At 51.5% G+C, this 20,506-nt stretch carries 16 protein-coding genes and 2 pseudogenes; 9 read left to right on the top strand and 9 right to left on the bottom strand.

Annotation, left to right across the window (positions count from 1 at the left end; genetic code table 11):
* The first annotated feature begins 147 nt into the window (after positions 1 to 147).
* The gene (locus ACJ9N4_RS19025) at positions 148 to 774 is read left to right on the top strand and encodes an O-methyltransferase (protein ID WP_182274509.1); all 627 of its coding nucleotides are present in this window, start codon (positions 148 to 150) and stop codon (positions 772 to 774) included.
* 113 nt (positions 775 to 887) lie between these two features.
* Here the strand turns inward: ACJ9N4_RS19025 and hrpA are convergent, their stop codons facing one another.
* Positions 888 to 4,790 (bottom strand): ATP-dependent RNA helicase HrpA, encoded by a 3,903-nt coding sequence (gene hrpA, locus ACJ9N4_RS19020; RefSeq protein WP_411500715.1) that lies wholly within the window; start codon positions 4,788 to 4,790, stop codon positions 888 to 890.
* A 204-nt stretch (positions 4,791 to 4,994) separates the two neighbouring features.
* Here hrpA and azoR point away from each other — a divergent pair, with 204 nt between their 5' ends.
* Both azoR and ACJ9N4_RS19010 read left to right on the top strand, forming a co-directional pair.
* Positions 4,995 to 5,600: an FMN-dependent NADH-azoreductase gene (gene azoR / locus ACJ9N4_RS19015; RefSeq protein WP_182271359.1), complete on the top strand. Its 606-nt coding sequence runs from the start codon at positions 4,995 to 4,997 to the stop codon at positions 5,598 to 5,600.
* A gap of 90 nt (positions 5,601 to 5,690) precedes the next feature.
* Entirely contained in the window at positions 5,691 to 6,389 is a 699-nt protein-coding gene (locus ACJ9N4_RS19010) for an RluA family pseudouridine synthase (RefSeq protein WP_182918457.1), read from the top strand.
* Positions 6,390 to 6,396: 7 nt separating this feature from the next.
* Here ACJ9N4_RS19010 and ACJ9N4_RS19005 read toward each other — a convergent pair whose 3' ends face one another.
* On the bottom strand, positions 6,397 to 6,936 hold the full coding sequence (locus tag ACJ9N4_RS19005; protein WP_182271357.1) for a DUF2058 domain-containing protein: 540 nt from the start codon (positions 6,934 to 6,936) through the stop codon (positions 6,397 to 6,399).
* A 209-nt stretch (positions 6,937 to 7,145) separates the two neighbouring features.
* Here ACJ9N4_RS19005 and ACJ9N4_RS19000 point away from each other — a divergent pair, with 209 nt between their 5' ends.
* Both ACJ9N4_RS19000 and ACJ9N4_RS18995 read left to right on the top strand, forming a co-directional pair.
* A complete protein-coding gene (locus tag ACJ9N4_RS19000; protein WP_182271356.1) occupies positions 7,146 to 8,120 on the top strand; it encodes a DUF1852 domain-containing protein in 975 nt (324 codons plus the stop codon).
* Positions 8,121 to 8,147: 27 nt separating this feature from the next.
* Entirely contained in the window at positions 8,148 to 9,176 is a 1,029-nt protein-coding gene (locus ACJ9N4_RS18995) for a methionine synthase (RefSeq protein ID WP_182918458.1), read from the top strand.
* 210 nt (positions 9,177 to 9,386) lie between these two features.
* Here ACJ9N4_RS18995 and ACJ9N4_RS18990 read toward each other — a convergent pair whose 3' ends face one another.
* Positions 9,387 to 9,998, bottom strand: coding sequence for a TetR/AcrR family transcriptional regulator (locus ACJ9N4_RS18990; protein WP_182918459.1), 612 nt, complete (start codon positions 9,996 to 9,998; stop codon positions 9,387 to 9,389).
* Between the two features lie 104 nt (positions 9,999 to 10,102).
* Here ACJ9N4_RS18990 and ACJ9N4_RS18985 point away from each other — a divergent pair, with 104 nt between their 5' ends.
* Positions 10,103 to 10,570, top strand: coding sequence for a DUF1348 family protein (locus ACJ9N4_RS18985; RefSeq protein ID WP_182918460.1), 468 nt, complete (start codon positions 10,103 to 10,105; stop codon positions 10,568 to 10,570).
* 48 nt (positions 10,571 to 10,618) lie between these two features.
* Here the strand turns inward: ACJ9N4_RS18985 and ACJ9N4_RS18980 are convergent, their stop codons facing one another.
* Positions 10,619 to 11,158: an ester cyclase gene (locus ACJ9N4_RS18980; RefSeq protein ID WP_182271352.1), complete on the bottom strand. Its 540-nt coding sequence runs from the start codon at positions 11,156 to 11,158 to the stop codon at positions 10,619 to 10,621.
* Between the two features lie 25 nt (positions 11,159 to 11,183).
* Positions 11,184 to 12,302: an alkene reductase gene (locus tag ACJ9N4_RS18975; RefSeq protein ID WP_182271351.1), complete on the bottom strand. Its 1,119-nt coding sequence runs from the start codon at positions 12,300 to 12,302 to the stop codon at positions 11,184 to 11,186.
* 99 nt (positions 12,303 to 12,401) lie between these two features.
* On the opposite strand from ACJ9N4_RS18975, the gene ACJ9N4_RS18970 reads away from it, so the two are divergent.
* Both ACJ9N4_RS18970 and ACJ9N4_RS18965 read left to right on the top strand, forming a co-directional pair.
* Entirely contained in the window at positions 12,402 to 13,310 is a 909-nt protein-coding gene (locus ACJ9N4_RS18970; RefSeq protein WP_182918461.1) for a LysR family transcriptional regulator, read from the top strand.
* Between the two features lie 109 nt (positions 13,311 to 13,419).
* On the top strand, positions 13,420 to 13,734 hold the full coding sequence (locus tag ACJ9N4_RS18965; RefSeq protein ID WP_182271349.1) for a PTS sugar transporter subunit IIB: 315 nt from the start codon (positions 13,420 to 13,422) through the stop codon (positions 13,732 to 13,734).
* Positions 13,735 to 13,969: 235 nt separating this feature from the next.
* On the opposite strand, the gene ACJ9N4_RS18960 is transcribed toward ACJ9N4_RS18965, so the two are convergent.
* From ACJ9N4_RS18960 to ACJ9N4_RS18945, 4 genes and pseudogenes are all read right to left on the bottom strand, one after another.
* Positions 13,970 to 16,783 (bottom strand): AAA family ATPase, encoded by a 2,814-nt coding sequence (locus ACJ9N4_RS18960; RefSeq protein WP_196391263.1) that lies wholly within the window; start codon positions 16,781 to 16,783, stop codon positions 13,970 to 13,972.
* The gene (locus tag ACJ9N4_RS18955) at positions 16,770 to 17,315 is read right to left on the bottom strand and encodes a hypothetical protein (RefSeq protein WP_182918463.1); all 546 of its coding nucleotides are present in this window, start codon (positions 17,313 to 17,315) and stop codon (positions 16,770 to 16,772) included. The genes ACJ9N4_RS18960 and ACJ9N4_RS18955 overlap by 14 nt, the downstream gene beginning before the upstream one ends.
* The gene (locus tag ACJ9N4_RS18950; protein WP_411500714.1) at positions 17,308 to 19,698 is read right to left on the bottom strand and encodes an ABC-three component system protein; all 2,391 of its coding nucleotides are present in this window, start codon (positions 19,696 to 19,698) and stop codon (positions 17,308 to 17,310) included. Before ACJ9N4_RS18950 ends, ACJ9N4_RS18955 begins: the two co-directional genes overlap by 8 nt.
* A gap of 173 nt (positions 19,699 to 19,871) precedes the next feature.
* Positions 19,872 to 20,018: pseudogene (locus ACJ9N4_RS18945) on the bottom strand (WbuC family cupin fold metalloprotein); the annotation flags it as partial.
* A gap of 64 nt (positions 20,019 to 20,082) precedes the next feature.
* Between ACJ9N4_RS18945 and ACJ9N4_RS18940 the strand changes: the two are divergent.
* Positions 20,083 to 20,480 (top strand): annotated as a pseudogene (locus tag ACJ9N4_RS18940) (MFS transporter); the annotation flags it as partial.
* Positions 20,481 to 20,506: the final 26 nt, after the last annotated feature.

Raw genomic sequence — 20,506 nt, 5'->3', positions numbered from 1 at the left:
ATGAATGAATCATATTCATTTGAACTCTGTTTTACGTCAGACGCTGAATCATCGGACACCAGGTAGTAGGCCAGGAAACGCTTTAAGACAAGCCTGAAACTAAGGAGTCAATCTGTGCAACAACAATGGTCTGCAGTCGATAATTACATGATTTCTTCGCTCATTCCTCAGGATGAGGTTCTCCAGCAGGTTCTCGAAAACAACAAACGTGCCGGTTTACCTGAGCACGACGTTGCCGCTAATCAGGGGCAGCTTCTGGCCCTCTTTGTCCGTATGACACAGGCAAGACGCATTCTGGAGATTGGCACGCTGGGTGCTTACAGCGCCATCTGGATGGCTCGCGCCCTGCCGGCTGACGGGAAGCTGATGACACTCGAAGCTGACCCGGTACATGCTGAGGTGGCACGCACGAATATCCAGCTGGCGGGGCTTAATGAGCGCATTGAACTGACAGAAGGTCCGGCGCTCAAATCCCTCGAACAATTTGGCGATATTCCCCCGTTTGACCTGATTTTTATTGATGCCGATAAACCAAACAATCCCGGCTACCTTGAGTGGGCACTGTACTACTCGCGTCCGGGCACGTTGATTATCGGTGATAACGTCGTGCGCGACGGCGAAGTCATTAACGGCCAAAGTGATGACGCACGCGTACAGGGCGTACGGCGGTTTATTGAGATGACGGGAGATAATCCACGTCTTACTGCCACAGCGCTGCAAACGGTCGGTCTGAAGGGGTGGGATGGCTTTACGCTGGCAATAGTGAACGGATGAACATGTGTGCCGGAGGGTTCCCCTCGCCCCAGAGGGGTGAGGGAATTGTGCACTGCCCGATTACTTTACGGGGGAACCCTCATCCCACCGGGAGAGGGATTCCCGGGTAACTGCTACGCTGAAACCTGCTCCATTGCCTGCAAAATACGTTTATCCGAAATCGGATATGGCGTTCCCAGCTGCTGAGCGAAGAAGCTGACGCGCAGCTCTTCAATCATCCAGCGGATCGCCTGCACGTCTTCATCTTCGCGGCGCGCCGGAGGTAACTTGTTCAGCCACTGCTGCCACGTCTGCTGAACGCTCTCCACTTTCAGCATCTGCGCGCGGTCACGATGTGGGTCGATGGCCATTTTCTCCAGACGTTTTTCTATCGCCTGCAGGTAACGCAGGGTGTCACCCAGACGTTTAAAGCCATTGCCGGTAACAAACCCACGGTAAACCAGCCCCGCCATCTGAGCTTTCACATCCGATAGCCCAAGCGCCATCGTCATATCCACGCGCCCTTTCAGGCGTTTGTTGATGTTGAACACGGTTGTCAGGATCTGCTCGACCTGTTTAGCAATTTCCACGACGGTGTCGTTCAGCTCTGCCCGCACCTTATCGTGCAGCGTGACAAACGCCTCTTCCGACCAGACCGGGCCACCCGCCTCGTTAATCAGCTTATCCACGCCGCAGGAGATACAGTCGTCGATAAGATCCAGCACCTTGCCGTACGGGTTAAAGTACAGACCCAGTTTGGCTTTGTTCGGTAACTTCTCGTGCAAATACTTGATCGGCGACGGGATGTTGAGCAGCAGCAAACGACGCAGCCCGCGCCACATCATCTGCTGCTGTTCCTGCGGATTATCGAACAGCTTGATCGCCACGCTGTCACGCTCATCCACCAGTGCTGGCCAGGCCTTCACTTTATAGTTGCCGCGTTTCTGCTCGTAGCTTTCCGGCAGTTGACCAAAACTCCAGATGTGCAACCCGCTCTGCTCGATACCGTCATCCGCGACGGCAGAGAGTGTTTCCTGAACTTTGCCTTTCAGGGCATCTTTCAGTTCGGTTAGCGAACGGCCTTCCTGCAGTTTTTTGTTTTTATCGTCCACCACGCGGAAACTGATTTTCAGGTGATCGGGCACCTGATCCCAGTTCCAGTCATCGCGATCGATAGTGGTGCCGGTCATACGCCTGAATTCACGTTCAAGAGAATCCAGCAGCGGCAGCTCCAGCGGCGTCACGCGGCCTAAAAATGCTTCGGCATAGTTCGGCGCAGGAACAAAGTTACGGCGCACCGGTTTTGGCAGCGATTTAATCAACGCAATCACCAGCTCGCGGCGCAGGCCGGGGATCTGCCACTCAAACCCGCTCTCTTCCACCTGGTTTAACAACGGCAACGGGATATGCACCGTTACACCATCGGCATCCGTTCCCGGTTCAAACTGATAGGTCAGTCGCAGCTTGAGGTTGCCCTGGTGCCAGAAGTTCGGGTAATCGAGCTTACTGACCGACTCCGCCCCTTCCTTGATCAACATGCTCTTCTCAAAGTTGAGCAGGTCAGGCGTCTCTTTGCTGACTTTCTTCCACCAGTTGTCGAAATGACGGGCAGAAATCACATCGTGGCTGATGCGCTGGTCGTAAAACTCGAACAGTGCTTCATCGTCCACCAGAATGTCGCGGCGACGGGATTTATGCTCAAGTTCTTCAACTTCAGCACGCAGCTTAAGGTTTTCACGGAAGAACGCGTGGCGCGTCTGCCAGTCGCCTTCAACCAGCGCATGACGAATAAACAGCTCGCGGCACAGCGCCGGGTCAATCTGGCTGTAGTTAACCTTACGCGCCGCCACTACCGGCAGGCCATAAACGGTCACTTTTTCGGTCGCCATGACCGCGCCCTGCGCCCGCTCCCAGTGCGGTTCACTGTAAGCGCGCTTCAGCAGATGCTGAGCAACCGGCTCAACCCATTCAGGATCGATACGGGCAGCAATACGCCCCCACAGACGGCTGGTTTCCACCAGTTCGGCCACCATGGTCCACTTCGGCGGTTTTTTGAATAAACCAGAGCCAGGGAAGATGGAGAAACGGGCGTTACGTGCGCCGGTAAACTCCTGTTTTTCGGCATCTTTCATCCCGATATGGGACAGCAGACCGGTCAACAGCGCGATATGTATTTCACGGTATTCAGCCGGTTCGCTGTTCACCGGAATACCCAGTTCTTTCACCACCTGGCGCAGCTGAGTGTAGATATCCTGCCACTCGCGCACGCGCAGGTAGTTAAGGAAATCCACACGACACTGGCGGCGGAACTGATTCGACGACAGCGCTTTCTGCTGCTCGCCGAGGTAGTTCCACAGGTTCACAAAGGCGAGGAAATCGGATTCTTTATCGTGGAAGCGACGATGTTTCTCATCAGACGCTTGCTGTTTATCCATCGGCCGCTCGCGCGGATCCTGAATGGAAAGCGCCGAAGTGATGATCATCGCCTCGCGCACACAGCCGTGTTTCTGCGCTTCCAGCACCATACGTGCCAGACGCGGGTCAACCGGCAGCTGGCTGAGCTGACGCCCCTGCGGGGTCAGTTTATACGCCGTTGCCTGTTCGTCAGTGGTGATGGCTCCTAACTCTTCCAGAAGGCGCACGCCGTCCTGAATGTTGCGTTTATCCGGCGCTTCCACAAACGGGAACGCGGCGATATCACCCAGCCCCAGCGCGGTCATCTGCAGGATGACGGACGCCAGGTTGGTACGCAGGATCTCCGGGTCGGTAAACTCCGGGCGCGACAGGTAATCGTCCTCGGAATAGAGGCGAATACAAATCCCTTCCGATACACGGCCACAGCGCCCTTTACGCTGATTTGCAGAGGCCTGTGAAACCGGCTCAATCGGCAGACGCTGAACTTTGGTGCGGTAACTGTAGCGGCTGATACGCGCCGTACCCGGGTCGATGACATATTTAATGCCCGGCACGGTCAGCGAGGTTTCCGCCACGTTGGTTGCCAGCACGATGCGACGCCCGCTGTGCGCCTGGAACACACGGTTCTGTTCACTGTTCGACAGGCGTGCGTACAACGGCAGGATCTCCGTATGGCGCAGGTCACGCTTGCTGAGCGCATCAGCGGTATCGCGAATTTCACGCTCGCCGCTCATAAAGATCAGGATATCGCCCGCGCTTTCGTTCCCCAGCTCATCGACGGCATCGAAAATAGCCTGCAACTGGTCGCGCTCGGTATCATCCGCCTCTTCAACAATCGGGCGATAACGCACTTCCACCGGGAAAGTACGGCCAGAAACTTCGATAATCGGTGCATTGTTGAAATGCTTCGAGAAACGTTCCGGGTCGATGGTCGCGGAAGTAATGATGATTTTCAGATCCGGGCGACGTGGCAGCAGCTCTTTCAGGTAGCCGAGCAGGAAATCGATATTCAGGCTGCGTTCATGCGCTTCATCGATGATGATGGTGTCGTACTGCATCAGCAGCCTGTCCTGCTGGATTTCGGCCAGCAGAATACCGTCGGTCATCAGCTTGACCATGGTGTTATCGCTAACGTGATCGCTGAATCGCACCTTGTAACCAATGCAACCGCCCGGCTCCGTTTGCAGCTCTTCGGCAATACGGTTCGCCACGGTACGCGCCGCCAGACGACGCGGCTGCGTATGACCAATCAGCCCTTTCACACCGCGCCCCAGCTCCATGCAAATTTTCGGCAACTGGGTGGTTTTCCCGGAACCCGTTTCCCCCGCGACAATCACCACCTGGTGGTCTCGCACGGCGTTAAGGATGTCCTGTTTTTTCTGGCTGACAGGCAGGTTTTCCGGGTAGGTGATATCCGGACGTGCGGCTTCGCGCAGCACAACCTTCCCTGCTGCCTGTTCAATCTCTTTCGCCATCTCCTGGTAAATGGCCTGTTGTGCATCAGGATTTTTAACCTTCTTGACCCCGTGCAGACGGCGGGCAAACCGCTGTTTGTCGCGCAGCATCAACGAATCAAGCTGTTGCAGGAGCATCGGGAAGGTTAATTTTTGTTGTTCTGTCATAGCGTTAACGGGCAGTGCTCTGCCGGGTAAAATCTCATTTTAATGATTGCTATAGAGTACCACATTGGCGCTTTCAGTGCCTTATTCAAAAAATTCGAACATAGACTTCGATATATTGCGCTATCTCTGCGACAGGATTGTGAATAAAGTGTCAACAAGCAACGGGGCACCCCCCTTCAATCAAATGCAAAACAGGAATCACCCATGAGCAAAGTATTAGTTTTGAAATCCAGTATTCTGGCAGGGTACTCTCAGTCTGGTCAGTTGTCTGATTACTTCGTTGAGCAGTGGCGTGAACAGCATCCTGCTGATGAAATCACCGTACGTGACCTGGCTGCCCGCCCAATTCCTGTGCTGGATGGCGAACTGGTTGGCGCGCTGCGTCCAGGCGACACCCCACTGACCTCACGTCAGCAGGAAGCGCTGGCTCTCTCTGATGAGCTGATTGCTGAGCTGCAGGCGCACGACGTCATCGTGATCAACGCCCCAATGTACAACTTCAACATTTCAACTCAGTTGAAGAACTACTTCGACCTGGTAGCGCGTGCAGGCGTAACCTTCCGTTACACCGAGAATGGCCCAGAAGGTCTGGTTAAAGGTAAACGTGCTGTGGTTCTGACCAGCCGTGGCGGTATTCACAAAGATACCCCAACTGACCTGGTTACACCGTACCTGAGCGTCTTCCTGGGCTTCATCGGCATCACCGACGTGAACTTCGTGTTCGCCGAAGGTATCGCTTACGGCCCGGAAATGGCGACCAAAGCGCAGTCTGATGCGAAAGCCGCTATCGATGATTTCGTAGCCGCCTAAGATTTCCCCCTCTCACCGCCTGGTGAGAGGGTTTTTCTTTTTCCCGCCATTTCGTTATTATCCGCACCCACTCTCCTGTCGGGCTGCCTGATGTCTGCGATTATTGATACTTTTATTGCCCCGCCGTGCTTTGCGGAAATAGAGATCCTCTGGCAGGATGACGACCTTATACTGATCAACAAACCTTCAGGGTTGTTGAGCCTCTCAGGTAAAAACCCGCAAAACCTCGATTCTGTACACTACCGCCTGGTACAGGCCTTCCCCGGCTGCACGCTGGTGCATCGTCTTGATTTCGGCACCTCCGGGCTGATGGTGATTGCCCGTAATAAGGCGATCAATGCCGCGCTCTGCCATCAGTTCAGCCAGCGCGCCATCAACAAGGTTTACACGGCTCTGCTCTGCGGGCATGTGGATAACAACGAGGGGGTCATTGATGCACCGATTGCCAAAGATCCGGCGCTGTTCCCGCTAATGTCGATTTGCGCCATCAACGGCAAACCTGCCCGCTCCCGTTATCGGGTGGTAGAGCGAATGTTTCAGGAACAGGAAGACGGAACGGTGTTACCGTTGACGCGCGTGCAGCTTACCCCGGAGACCGGGCGAACCCATCAACTACGCATTCACTGCCAGCAGTTAGGTCACCCGATTATCGGTTGCGATTTGTATGGTGGTCTTGAATGGCCGGGTACCGAACAGACGCCCCGGCTCATGCTGCACGCAAGCGGGCTGGATTTTGTTCATCCGGTGAGCGGAAAAGCGATCAACGCCCGTCACGACGCACCATTCTGAACGTTGCTTACCACATCAAATCATCAGGGATTTTGAAGTCTGCGTACGGATCGTCTTCATCCTGCTCTTCCTGGCTCAGCGCGCTGTTCAAAACAATACTTTCCGCATCACGCTGGGCGATTTTATCCGCCACCACTGCCGGGATAATCGCGTATTCACAATCACCGTTAGCGTTAATCACCAGGCGCGCAATGGCTAGACGACCATTAATCAACTGGGTTTGCGTCTGCTTATCGACGTCGATTTTTTTGATCAGATTACCGTCGGTGAAGTTAAAGGTGATCGTGCCTTTTGAAACGGTAATACGGTTCATTTCAATCAGCTGCTTCACCTGCGCTTTGAACTCTTTTGCAAGCACGGCCTGTTTTTGCTGTTCGCTGAGCTGCTTGTCACGTTCAATCTGCGCTTTCTTGTTCTCTTCCACAGCCTCTCTCGCCTCGCGAGCCTGTACGCGGGATTTTTTTGCCGTGCGCTGGACTTTAGCCATTTTCTTGCTGGTCACTAAGCCCGCTTTCAGCATCTGCTCTTGTAAGGTGAGTTTTGTCATGTTCGTTTCTAAACCGGTTGGAAATTTTGGCAATTATACCGGGAATTAGCGAGGGTGTACCAGACTGGCCGAACGTTAGTCCTTTTCACCATGTATGAAGATAGCTCATGTTGCATTGAAATTAAGTCACTTCCCCTGCGCCACTGGCTAAGGCATAAATGATGTATTGATAACTTTCTGGCAACATGAACTTAGGATGCATAACCACAATGAATAAAAATTTTACATTCACCCTTAAGCGCAGTTGCTTCGATGAGAACTATAACCCTTCAGAAAATACGCGTACTACGACCAATTTTGCCAACTTAGCGCGCGGTGAAAAGCGTCAGGAAAATCTGCGTAATACGCTGGTGATGATTAACAACCGTTTTAATGCATTAGCACGCTGGGATAACCCTAAATCCGACCGTTATTCTGTCGAGCTTGAAATTGTTTCTGTTGATATGAATGTTGGTGACGACAATAGCTTCCCGGCAATTGAAATACTGCAAACGTTCATTGTCGACAAAGAAACCAACGAGCGTGTTGAAGGCATTGTCGGGAATAATTTTTCTTCATACGTACGCGACTATGACTTCAGCGTATTGCTGCTCGATCACAATAAAGATCAATCCAGGTTCAGCATCCCACATAACTTTGGTGATTTGCATGGCAACATCTTTAAGCACTTTACACAATCCGCTGAATACCAGCAGAACTTCAAAAAGCCGCCAGTGATCTGCCTGAGTGTCTCCAGTAAAGATATCTACCACCGCACAGGTAACTCCCACCCGGTGTTGGGTATTGAGTATCAGCCAGAGGGGTCATCATTGACTGAGCAGTACTTCGGTAAAATGGGGCTGAAGGTTCGTTATTTCATGCCTGAAAACAGCGCAGCACCTTTTGCCTTTTATTATTCCGGCGATTTGCTTGCCGATTACACCAATCTTGAACTGATCGGAACCATCAGTACGATGGAGACATTTCAAAAGATTTATCGTCCGGAAATTTATAATGCGAACTCGGCGGCAGGACAATGCTATCAGCCGGATTTGAATCAACAGGATCATTCATTAACAAAAATTGTTTACGACCGGGAAGAACGTAGCCAGCTCGCTATTCAGCAGGGCAAGTTTACGGAAGAGCAATTTATTAAGCCCTACAAACACATTCTTGAGCAGTGGTCTCATAACTTCACGCTGTGATTAATCAATATTAAAAGGTTTATTATTATGAAAACATTGCTCCCGACATCAACGGCTGGCAGCTTACCTAAGCCAACCTGGCTTGCCCAACCCGAAACGCTGTGGTCCCCGTGGAAATTGCAGGACGATGAATTACGTGCCGGTAAGCAGGATGCCCTGCGTTTATCCCTCGACGAACAGCTACGCGCGGGTATCGATATCATCAGCGACGGCGAGCAAACCCGCCAACACTTTGTCACCACCTTTATTGAACATCTCAGCGGCGTGGATTTTGAAAACCGTCAGACTGTGCGCATTCGCAATCGCTATGATGCAAGTGTCCCTACCGTCGTGGATGCCGTGACGCGTCAAAAACCGGTTTTCGTTGATGATGCGAAGTACCTGCGCCAGCTCACTGACAAGCCGATCAAATGGGCACTGCCTGGCCCGATGACGATGATTGATACGCTCTACGATGCTCATTATAAAAGCCGCGAAAAGCTGGCCTGGGAATTTGCCAAAATCCTGAATCAGGAGGCCAGAGAATTAGAAGCCGCTGGTGTCGACATTATCCAGTTTGATGAACCTGCGTTTAACGTCTTCTTTGATGAGGTGAACGACTGGGGTATTGCTGCGTTAGAGCGTGCCATTGAAGGGCTGAAATGCGAAACGGCGGTGCATATCTGCTACGGATATGGCATTAAAGCCAATACCGACTGGAAAAAGACGCTGGGCTCAGAATGGCGACAGTATGAAGAAGCGTTCCCTAAGCTGCAGACGTCAAACATCGACATTATCTCCCTGGAGTGCCATAACTCACGCGTGCCAATGGACTTGCTGGAACTGATCCGTGGTAAAAAAGTGATGGTTGGCGCAATTGATGTCGCCACGAACAGTGTCGAAACGCCAGAAGAAGTGGCCGATACGCTGCGTAAAGCGCTGCAGTTTGTCGATGCCGACAAGCTTTACCCGTCAACCAACTGCGGTATGGCCCCGCTTTCCCGTCAGGTTGCCAACGGTAAGCTGAAGGCCCTGAGCGCCGGGGCAGAGATTATCCGCAAAGAACTCGGCGCGTAACCACTACCCCCGACGCAGGGATCATCGCGTCTGGCTGAGAATAATGCGATCACATAGACGGTCTCCCAGCCAGGCGCGGTCGCAAGCGATGACTTTTAGCGGCACGGGCGAGCACATCCGCGGAGTATTTGTTCTGGCTCAAGCCCCGCGTCCTTCCGCAAGGTTTTCCAGCCGATATCAAGGGAGAATGTGCAGTTATGGGCCACACGCTCATTTCCGGTATGAATGTTGTTCAGGTGTATAGCCGTTTCCGCTCAGTCTCATTAAACCTGCCTTTAGCTGGTTTATTACCTCATCTGAATTTATCCCCATTTGCGCGTGAATAATCGCGCCGTCAATGAGTAACATTATTTCACTGACGACGTTCTCATCAGCCATTCCCGTCAGCAACGTAATGACTTTCTTTGTTTCGAATTTATGATTGCGGCATATTTCTTTTATTTCGCTTTCAATATCTTCGGATTTTGCCTCTGCGCTGGCGTTAATAAACGCACAGCCGTGAAACTGGGGCGAAATAAACCATTCAGCGAGCGTTGCAGATAACGCATCAGAAGATATCTGGCTTTCGTCGAGATGTCGGCGCAGCGTGGTTTCAAACCACTTAATCCATATTTCATGCCGATATTGCAAATAGGCAAGAATAAGTAAACTTTTACTCGGAAAATGGCGATAAAACGTCACTTTCGTCACTTTCGCCTCTTTAATCAGCGTATCCACCCCTGTCGCCCTGAAGCCCGTGGAATAAAACAGATCGTGCGCCGTAAGTAATATCTTATCCCTGACGCTGATTTTTTTATCGTTGCTCGTGATTTCTGTATTCACTTTTCGGTAGCCTCAAACGAGAGTATTGACAGCGTTATTTTTCAGGACTAGATTACCGCAAGTAGACAGACCTGTCTACTTAATATCACTCTGAGGTAATCGCCATGAACACACGTCCTCCTTTACCGCCCTTTACGCGTGAAAGTGCCATCGAAAAAGTCAGACTGGCAGAAGATGGCTGGAACAGTCGCGACTCTGCGAAAGTCGCGCTGGCCTATTCGCTGGATACCCAATGGCGTAACCGCGCAGAATTCGCCAATAACCGTGAAGAGGCCCAGGCGTTTCTGGAGCGGAAGTGGAAGAAAGAGCTGGATTACCGTCTGATAAAAGAGCTTTGGGCATTCACAGAAAACCGGATCGCGGTTCGCTACGCCTATGAATGGCATGATGATTCAGGCAACTGGTTCCGTTCGTACGGCAATGAAAACTGGGAGTTCGATCCGGACGGATTGATGAAGCGTCGTTTCGCCTGTGTAAACGATATGCCGATCAAGGGATCAGAGCGACTGTTCCACTGGCTGCTGGGCAGACGCCCGGACGATCACCCCTCGTTGAGCGACCTTGGGCTATAGGATTTACGCATCACTCCGGGCCACCCCCGGTTACCCGGAGTGATGAATTTACAGTGCGCCCAGCTGTTTCATCAGTGTCAGGTTATCCTCAATATGCCAGTTAGCCACAATTTTACCTTCGCTGATTTCATAGATATCCGTGGCGATGAAATCTATTTTCTGCCCCATCCCCTTCAGCTTGCCAAATGTCCCGGTGAACGTACCGCGAAAATGTAAATGGGATACGACACGGTTACCTGAAATAATCATTTGTTCAACGTCGCAGCGCAAATCAGGTACAGCTGAACGAAACGCCCTGGAGGCCAGAATTGCACCATCAGGTCCCTGCTTACGACCTTCAGGGGGCGTTTTATCAATGAAATTAATCGCCAGGGCGTCACGGGCCAGGGACTCTTTTCCCGTATTCCAGAATGTCGCATACTCTCTGGCAACATATTCATTCGCCGCTAATTGCGTCTGTGGCAGGCTCTTATCGACAATAAGATGTTCCGGTTTCACCAGTTCTACCTGGGCCGAAAAGGCTGTTCCTGTGGTAGCAGCAAGAATGAGCGCCATTACGCCTGGGGCCAAATACGTTGAATATTTCATAATCTCTCTCAACTCGTTATTAAGGTCACTGCAGATCATTCTCTTGCAGGTTGTAAATGGGGTAATCGGTATATCCCGTCGCGGTGCCACCAAACAGCGTGGCGGGATCACGCACCCGAGCCAGAGGCAAATGGTGCTCAAGTCGATGCGGTAAATCCGGGTTGGCAATAAACGGCCGACCGAACGCGATCAAGTCGGCATAGCCCGCAGCCAGTATTTTTTCCGCTTTATCAAGGTCATAGTTCCCCGCGACGATAAGGGTTCCCGTGAATACCTCACGAAGTGATTTACGGAAGTGGTCAGGCACTTGTGGCGCATCGTCCCAGTCAGCTTCGGCCAGGTGGATGAACGCAATCCCTCGCTGTTCACACCAGGCCGCGAGAGCGAGTATTGCCTCAGTGACCTGCGGATCGTTCATCCCGCGTTGGGTAATAAACGGTGACAGGCGGATGCCCGTGCGCTCGTGACCAATGGCCTCAGCAATGGCGTTCAACACCTCCTGCGCAAAACGGATCCGGTTGGCGAGGGTGCCGCCATACTCATCCGTGCGTTTGTTTGAGGTTTGACGCAGAAACTGGTCGATCAGATAGCCGTTTCCCCCGTGGACTTCCACGCCATCAAACCCGGCCTGAACAGCATTCAATGCAGCCTGACGATACTGAGCAATAATGCCGTGAATATCCTTACGTGAAAGCGTTCTCGGTTGCGGGCAGTCAACCATTTGGCCTTCACCTTTGTCATTCACTATCCACACCTTCGCGTCAGGAGCCAGGGCTGACGGGGCTACGGGCTTTCCATCCTGGTGAAAACTGGCATGCGACATCCGGCCGACGTGCCAGAGCTGAGAAAAAATCACACCTCCCGCCTGATGCACAGCCCCCGTGGTGAGTTGCCACCCTGTAACCTGGTCAGGAGAATGGATCCCGGGTGTCCATGAATATCCCTGGCCCTGGGGAGAGATCTGTGTGGCTTCCGTGATGATCAATCCTGCGCTGGTTCGTTGCCGGTAATACTCAGCCATCAGGGAGGACGGAATGTTTCCCGGCTGAAGTGAGCGCGCGCGCGTCATCGGTGCCATAACGATACGATTTTTCAGGTTCTGTTTACCCAACCTGTAACGTTCAAAAAGTGAAATACGGTTCATGATTTCATCCCTTGTGCTTTGGATGAAAACACTTTACAGATGGCTACTGACTTTGATAATTACACGAAAAACAGATGCACTTTTCGGAAAAAATGAATAATGGGCAAACTTGAAGACATGGCATTGCTGGTTGAAGTCGCCGAGGCAGGAGGCCTTTCCGCCGCCGGACGACGCCTGTCGCTATCTCCTGCGACCATGACGGCCCGCCTGAAGGCAATTGAAGAGCGTTACCAGACTCGTCTGTTCCATCGTTCTACACGTTCCATCACGCTCACCCGCGCAGGCGAAGAGTTTTACCATGCCGCGCTGCGCGTACTGGAAGAGATGCATCACGCCGAGTCGTTACTGACACAAAAAGAAGGTGTTCTCAGTGGCAATATTCGTCTCTCCGCCCCCTCTGACTTTGGCAGGCAGTACCTTAGCCCCGCCGTTATCGAATTTTCCCGGCTCCATCCTGAAGTGAACTTTTTCATCTATTTAAGGGAGCATGTTGAGGATCTGGTCGCTAACCGGCTGGATATGAGCATTCGTTTCGGCAACCTGCCGGACAGCAGCCTTGTCGTCAGAAATATCCGCCCGAATCACCGGGTTCTGGTCGCTGCCAGGGCTTATCTGAACGATCGTGGTACCCCCTCCACTTTTGCAGATTTAGCCCATCACCGGTGTCTGGCACTTGAGTCTCAGGGGGTGGTAATGAACGAATGGCGTTTTGAAAATGAGGGTGAAGAAACCGTCGTTCGCGTAGAACCAGCGATGGTGTGTGACGACGGGGCGTTGCTTCGCCAGTGGGCGCTCAGTGGGGCGGGTATAGCAGGAAAATCGTGGTGGGATGTGAAAGACGATGTTGAGACCGGCAGACTCACGGTGCTGTTTGCCGACAGTTTTACCGGATTTAGCCGATACGACCGCAAAGATGTCGGGCTGCAATTTGTTTACCCGCAACGCAAATTACAGCCGCTTCAGGTCTCTGCTTTTAGCCAGTTTTTTCTCGACTGGCTTAAACGGTAATAAGTCGTTGAGAGTCGCCATCCATTATTTGTCACAAAATAAGATGTAGCACTCATTTCAGGAATGATGCCAGGAATACCCTGTGAGCGGTTTTCAGGAGGTAAAAAACATGAAAAAGCTTCTGATATGTTGTTTGTTCGGTAATACCGCAAACTCTCTCGCCAAAAAGATGCAGTCTCTGGCTGAACGGGAAGGCTATCCGCTGATGATTAGCGCTGTCGGGCTGGATAACTTCGCCAGTGTCGCCCCCGCTTTTGACGGTTTTCTCATTGCGCCGCACATTCAATACAAACTTGATGAGATAAAAGAAACGGTTGGCAATACGCGTTCAATCGCCATTATTGAGAGTCTGCCCTATGCGTCCCTGGACGCGAAGAAGGTATTGAATTTCGTGAAGGAGCAAATGCCCGAACTGGCGGCCTGATATAAAATGCCGCATTGCACTGGAGTACCCTGCTCGGGTACTCCAGACAACTCCTGCAAACATCTGCATTGATAAAAATGATTGTAGCTAAACCGACTATAGCGTTCAGAAACTGGAACACCGTAGCACGGTATACCCGATGGGGGTCAAAAATTCTACATTACTGCCAGCGACGAGAACCTGCCTACTACACGAGTTGTAGCCGACAACCCCGTCCGCTCCGGTGAGAAGCCCCTCACCAGACTGGGGCTGGTAGTCTGTTATCCGGGAAGTGAGGCCTCCTGCCTGTTGAGCTGACCGTAACATCGACTCCCTGATGAGGATTTCCTGTCATAGTAATCACCGTCAGCGCCTGATCGCTCAGTAGGGCGTACTTCTGTATCAGATGCCGCCTCAGCAGATCGCTGTTGGTGGTCAGCACAAGACTCATATTTGGATTCTGGACTGAAAGCACCCTGAAGATATCGACCATTGCAGCGCGGTTTAGATCGTCAAGATGTGCCACGGGTTCATCCAGAAAGAATGTGCCCCCCAGAGAACGTGCCCGCGCCAGATAGAGAGAAAGGGCCAGATCCTGACGTTGCCCCTGGCTGAAGTAGCTGTCAGCCACCAAAGCATCATCATTGTCTCCCGGCCCTTCAACCAGAGCCCGCCAGCGAAGTTCTCCTTTGCCTGCAATATTCAGTCCCTTATAGACCTCATTGGCATGCATTCTGGAGAAGAGCTCTGAAGCCGGCACGATCAGCTCATTAATGCGTGCATCTGCCAGTTTCTCAATTTCATGCGTAACTTCTGACAGAGCAACACTAGCGACCTGTTTGCGTTTTGCCTGTAATTCAATACGCTGACGAAGTTCCTTCTCTTCACTGAGCAGAAGGGTATAGTCTTCGCCAGCTACAGCGGCATGAACGGCAAGCTTAGCCTTTTCATATAGCAGGGTGATGTTCTCATCGGCAGTAAGATCGTTATCCAGTGTGTTTTTGTATTCAGAAAGTGTTTTCTGACTTACCGGAGCGTTTCCGGTAAAACTGTCCCATAATGTTCTGAATGAGTCCCAGGTTTCCCTGTACCCTCGAAGCACTATTTCAATGTGATTACGCTCGGAAATCAGTTCATTTAACAAAACAGACTCCTGTCCGAGCTTTAGTTCCAGCTCTGCTTGCTGGCGAGCAAGATTGGTCAGCAAAACCTCATGTGTTCGTTGCGTAGTTGTAAGTCTTGAACGGTATTCCTCAGGCAGATCCCCCAGAGCGACATCATTCCTCAGTGTCTGGTCATCCAGTAACCTCTCAGCTTGCCTAATTTTATCCGCAAACTCGGCAATCATCCGGCCCATATTCAGCCGGGTTAAGTAGTTTTCCAGTGTCTCATGTCGCCACGTTTCCGGAGTCAAGGGCGTGAGCCACTCCACATCAAGAAGCGCTTTTTGTTCAAGAAACGTTTTATCAGCACGACGCAGACGTTCCTGATAGCTAGTAGCACGATCTCGTTTAACTTTCAGGCCACGGATCTCTTCCCGGAGCTGCCCCATCTCCTCTTCAGTTTGCCGCAGCTCGGTCTTAAGTGCATGTAAAGCTGGCGAGAGCATGCTTTCTGACTGCCGTATCGCCTCCATCAGAGATGCATTTCCCTCCCAGTCATGGCTGCATAATGGACAATGACTTTCACCAGAATGACTGACGATACGCTCGCCGAGGATTATGAGCTGAGTCAGAGTGTCGTTGAGATGTATCTGTCTGAAACGGAAAGAATCGCGCTTTTCCTTAAGCACCTGAAAACGCTCCCCCCTGGCTTTCAGCGGAGCTTCATCACTGTATTCCCGTATGTATTCTTGCCACTCCTTTCTCGTGTCTTCGTCAGGCCAGCATGCCCGGTGTACGGCGAGAGCTTTATGCAGTAAGGAAAGTCGTTTTCCGCTCATGGCAGAGGAGAGACGGGATTCAGGCACCGTTGCCTGTAACTGCGCTAATGTGAGTCGGTCTGGATACTCCCCGATGGTTTCAAAAACGCGCTCACTGACCATTTCCCACTGATTGTTAAGAGTGGTGAGAGTTTCGGTTACCCTGTCCCGCTGGTGGTTCACTTCCGCAATATGGTGTTTTAAAGCACGTATCTGCGTCTTCCGTTCACTCTGCTTTTCCTCACGGGAACGGATCTCAGATTCAAAATAGAGATGTTTTTGATCCGCAAGTGTCAGTTCTTTTTCCGCATAGTGGGCGGATTCCCAGGTTTCGGCGAGTTGTCTGTAGCGAGTTTGCTGAAGCTGATGATCAAACTGCCGTATCTGCAGTGTCATCAAGGCCCGATCAAGCTGTGTCCGGGGAGGAACGTTTTCCCTCGGGATCCGCAGCGCATCACATAGCGCTGTCAGCCTCTCTTCGGTGCGGGTTGCAAGTATCCCGTAATGCTCACGCTTTTGTTCGAGTTCCTGCCGTTTTGTTTCCGTATCCCTGAGCTTTTTATAAAGCGAGACGGACTGTGGCAAATACCGCAGATAGTCCATCAGTAATTTCTGCTGAGGAAGTAAGTGACCATAGCCAAGTATATTGGCAAAAATTTGTGAACGCTGTTCCGATTCGGCTTCATCAACCAGCAGAGCCAGCGAATGCGAATAGAGCCAGCGACTGTGCCGTAACCACTCGCGTTTGTTTCTCGTGGCAATGTTTGATCGCGCTTTGAGACCAGCTTCTGCCGGCGTCAGCATCGCGAGCAACTCGTCATCTTTTATATGCCTCTCTTCTCCTTCCTCTGTTTGAAGAGTGGCACCCTGCAGGGTGCGAACCAGGGTTGTTTTTTTTCCATCAAGAAGACAAACACAGGTCACCTCCGTCGTACCGGTGGCGAAATGGCACACCAACGCATCTGCAGGGACCTCGGCCACTTCACCAGTGAGAACCCACTCAACTGCATGACACAACGTGCTTTTTCCCGTGCCATTTACCGCATAAATGACGGTCAGCCCCGCATCAAGTGGAAGCGTAACCTCTCCCTTAATACCCCTGAAATTCTTAATCTTTACCGATAAAATGCGTAAATCAAACATCACCATTCTCCCATTCATTTGCATGTCGGCGGGCAAGACCGGAGGGACTGCTGTGGGTAATGTCCATGATCAGACGCTCTGTAGCATCGGTAAAACGTGCGCCATCGGACGCATGAATTTCTGTCGAGACTGGGGAAAGCCCCAGAACAGTGATCCGTTCTGTCCGGGTCCAACGGCCGTCCACCCTAATAACAACGTGCTTACGGGCCAGATGTGTGTCACGTTCGATCCGTCCGACAAGAGCTGAAGGACATAGGGACGGATCCCTGAAGGCATAAATGAGAGAAGCATCGATAACGTACCCTTTTGTTTCTCTTTCGCGCGTCAGGGTATCAAGAACCTGCTCACCGTAATTCATCACACGGATGAGGTCGTTTTGAGGCACATAACTGACATCCCAGAGCAGAAGCGAGGCATAATCGGACTCCCAATACCCTACCGCATGCTTCACCTGCGCAAATCGGGTGCGGGCCTTTTTATGGGGTAAAAACCCTGTCATGCTGGCTCTGGCATCTATCAGGTTTACTAGGTTATCCATTTTTTAGACCCTGTATCTGTTTCAGGAAGGACGTGCGATCCGCTGTTGTTGTGCTTGTCATGCTGTTTTGCACCAAGTCCATCAGCCCCACCACCCAGGCCCTGCGGGAAATCCTTGGCATAACGGTGCTGTCCGGAATTTCGTCGGGCTGTACAATGTCATTGCGGGTCAGATCGAGCGGTACCCGGTTTTGCCCGGCTGGCATATGTCCCTCGAAGAGAGCGAAAACAAATAAGTCGGGGTGCCATGAACCATCCCTCATCCATTCGAGCAGGCGACTCTGCACCTGGATATAATTCATTCCCTGAGCATCCCAGCCAAGGATCCCGTCCTTCTGCCCACCTGCCTGTTCCCAGGAAAGGTGTGCCGTCATGCTCGTGTCAGACTGCCAGCTGATATTGACATCACCGGAGAGATAACTAAGCGCTTTCAGGATCCGAAGCAGGGCAATCCTATGATAATGCAGGGAATCCGGTTCGGTGTTGTTTTCAGAGCCCGTACCATTGAGTGCATATTGCACCAGGTTTTCCGGATATGGGATTGTTCCCGTCAGTATTCCCTGGCGCAGAGCAGTGAGACCGGCGGAAGTCATAGGATACATCGTCGCCGGGATCAACGGGCTTAACATACGGTCAAGCTCCATCTGAATGCCCTTGCTGAGGGACAGTAACTGCCCCGCATGCCGCTGATATAAAAAGGAATCAATCAGGCTAAAACTGTTACGGGTCTTGTCAAAGGTAAGCGTTAGTATAACGGAGGCAATGTGACTGCTTCTCAGGAGGAAGAAATCCTGCGCCTTCGGACAGAGGAACAACCGGTCATCGCCGGTACTCAGCGGGAAAAATCCCGTGGCATGTCGCAGAGCCTCACTGATTTCCGGGTTTCCTGCCGCGTGACAAAGTACCACCCCCAACTCCGACTGCCTTCTGAGCATATTGAACAGATTCACCTGACGGCAGACTGTGTTCTGCTGAATGGGGCCGGCAGAAGAGACGAGCAGGAGATTACCTCTTCCTGAACGATCATCCTTCATCCCGACCAGAACTTTTTCGCACAGCAAGTGTTTATTCAGCGTATCCGGGTAAAAATCACCACTCAGGGTGCACCAGAGATTGATATCCGCAAAACTCAGTCGAAGGGACAATCTGCCGTGTCCAGTCCCCGAACCGCGGTCAGTGGTTTCGAGTAATAACCATACCTCTGGAGCTGAATTCTCTTCCTTTATCCAGCACCAGCCCCCCTGATAGTCTGCGTCAGCCGGGTAAAGCGTTGTGTCACCGTCCGGGAAATTTATCGCTGATTCTCGTAACCCATTCAGATCACTGCCTTTTACGCACCCGAAACCAGCTTGCAACACAACGGGAAAGGGATAGCTGCTGATAAGATTATTAAGGGTTGCATAATCAGATAGTGTGAAGGCATCTGCACAGAACACAATTACCGAAGGCTGTGAGCCCGTCTGGCGGGGAAGATGTGTTGTCAGCATCTCGTCTAGTGTCTTGAGCGCCTCATGTCCTCTCTGGTGGATGAGTACCGAATGAAGTCGTTTACCGTACAGCATTGTTGCGTTGAAATACCGTGTATATACGGACCTGTAAGCAAGGTAATTTGACGCAAGCAGCTCTGGCTGTTCCGGCATATACTCCTGGAATAACCGGTGGATCTCATCTACCGTACAAACTTGCTCCCGGGCAAAATAGGTATTCATGACATAGTCGCACCTCCTCACCAGCGGAGAAAGTGACTCCTGACGGAACAGCGTATATTTAAATGCTTTTAATCTGTCGCTCACCATCGCCAGAAGCTGGGCATCGGTTTTACCGGTAAACACAGAGCTGTTTTTAAGCAGGGCATATTTGCTCTTAACGATTCTGGCCGCCGTTTCCCACTTACTTTGGTTATTCGTGAGATCTTTAATCACAGCATTTTTCTTTGTAAAGAAACTGAACACATCTGCCGCGACGTTGTTGGATACCGCAAGAATATACCGGAAGGGTGTTGAGTGATCCTCGGGAGGAAGCAGGTCGTCAATGATCAGTCCGCGCAGAGTAAGAGCAAGCAACTCCTGACGAACCAGCGTCATGGTAACGTCAGCGCTCGAATAACGTTTGCACTGCACAATACCCCGGCTCTCTTGATCAAGAGATAACAGGACATCAACGCCATTATCGGCACCATCATTTACCCGGCAGACATCATCATACCAGTTCCAATCGACTCCAGTGCCCTGCATATGCCGGAAAAGATCGGCAATCAATAACTCAAAATGTGAGGCATCAATGTTTCCGAAGGGAAGCTGGCCGCTGTCATGTTGATAGACATTTACCCCCCGGATTTGTTCCCTTAGAGGGTCATCATCAAGTCGTTGTAATGAATGGGCCATTTTATCATTCCGTTTTAAAAGAGGACCGTTCGTAATATTTTAGATCGCAAGTGATTAGTATTTTAAAATGCCAACTGAATAGGATCACATTTCAACTCGCTGGGCCCACTGTAAATAATTTACAGAGTAAAACCACCATCGCCCACTTGCACCTGAGCGTACCATTTCATCAGCACAGCGGTGCCTGGCTCCATAGTAATAGCTAGACGCTGAACTGGATCACTCAGATCAGTGTGGAAATTCCGATGAGCACGTAAGCGAGGGGAATTTGCGGCTTGCTCGCTTTGGTGTTTCAGGTCACTGATAGTAATTTGTTTCATATGAGCCTTTGTGATTTTGAACAGCTTACAGCAACCAGATTGCCGCAAGACGTTATACCATTCAACCGAAGTTGTCGCAGGGTTTGTCGTTTCAGCGCTGGCTGATAAATTCCCCGATCGTCGTGTTCCACTGCTCGCTGTTCTGTTGCTACTGATGGCGAGGCTAATGTGTCTGGTATTTTCGCCGGGTAGGCAGTGTCAACCTTGCTGCCTGCACAGGTATCGGAGCCATCTTCCCGCAGTCTCTCATCATCACCTTCTAGCACACACGAACACCTGCACAGGCCGGGAGGTTACTCTCTAAAGTGCAAGGTGGTGGATACATGATTGCTGCACTCATGCCATTAATTGCGAGGGATCCTTCGCGACAATGCGGTTTCACTGACCAGCGCATGGCTGGTAATGAGTGCGGGTGCCATCCTGTTGATTGTCATAGCCCTGAGTGCTAAACCCGTACAGTGAATGAGATACCAGAATTGAGGGTAGCG

This window comes from Enterobacter sp. LM3, assembly GCF_046622475.1.
In the GTDB taxonomy this organism is placed as follows: Bacteria; Pseudomonadota; Gammaproteobacteria; order Enterobacterales; family Enterobacteriaceae; genus Enterobacter; species Enterobacter cloacae_P.
Note: the sequence above shows the minus strand (reverse complement) of the source record. Positions and strands in the feature narration are given on the sequence as shown.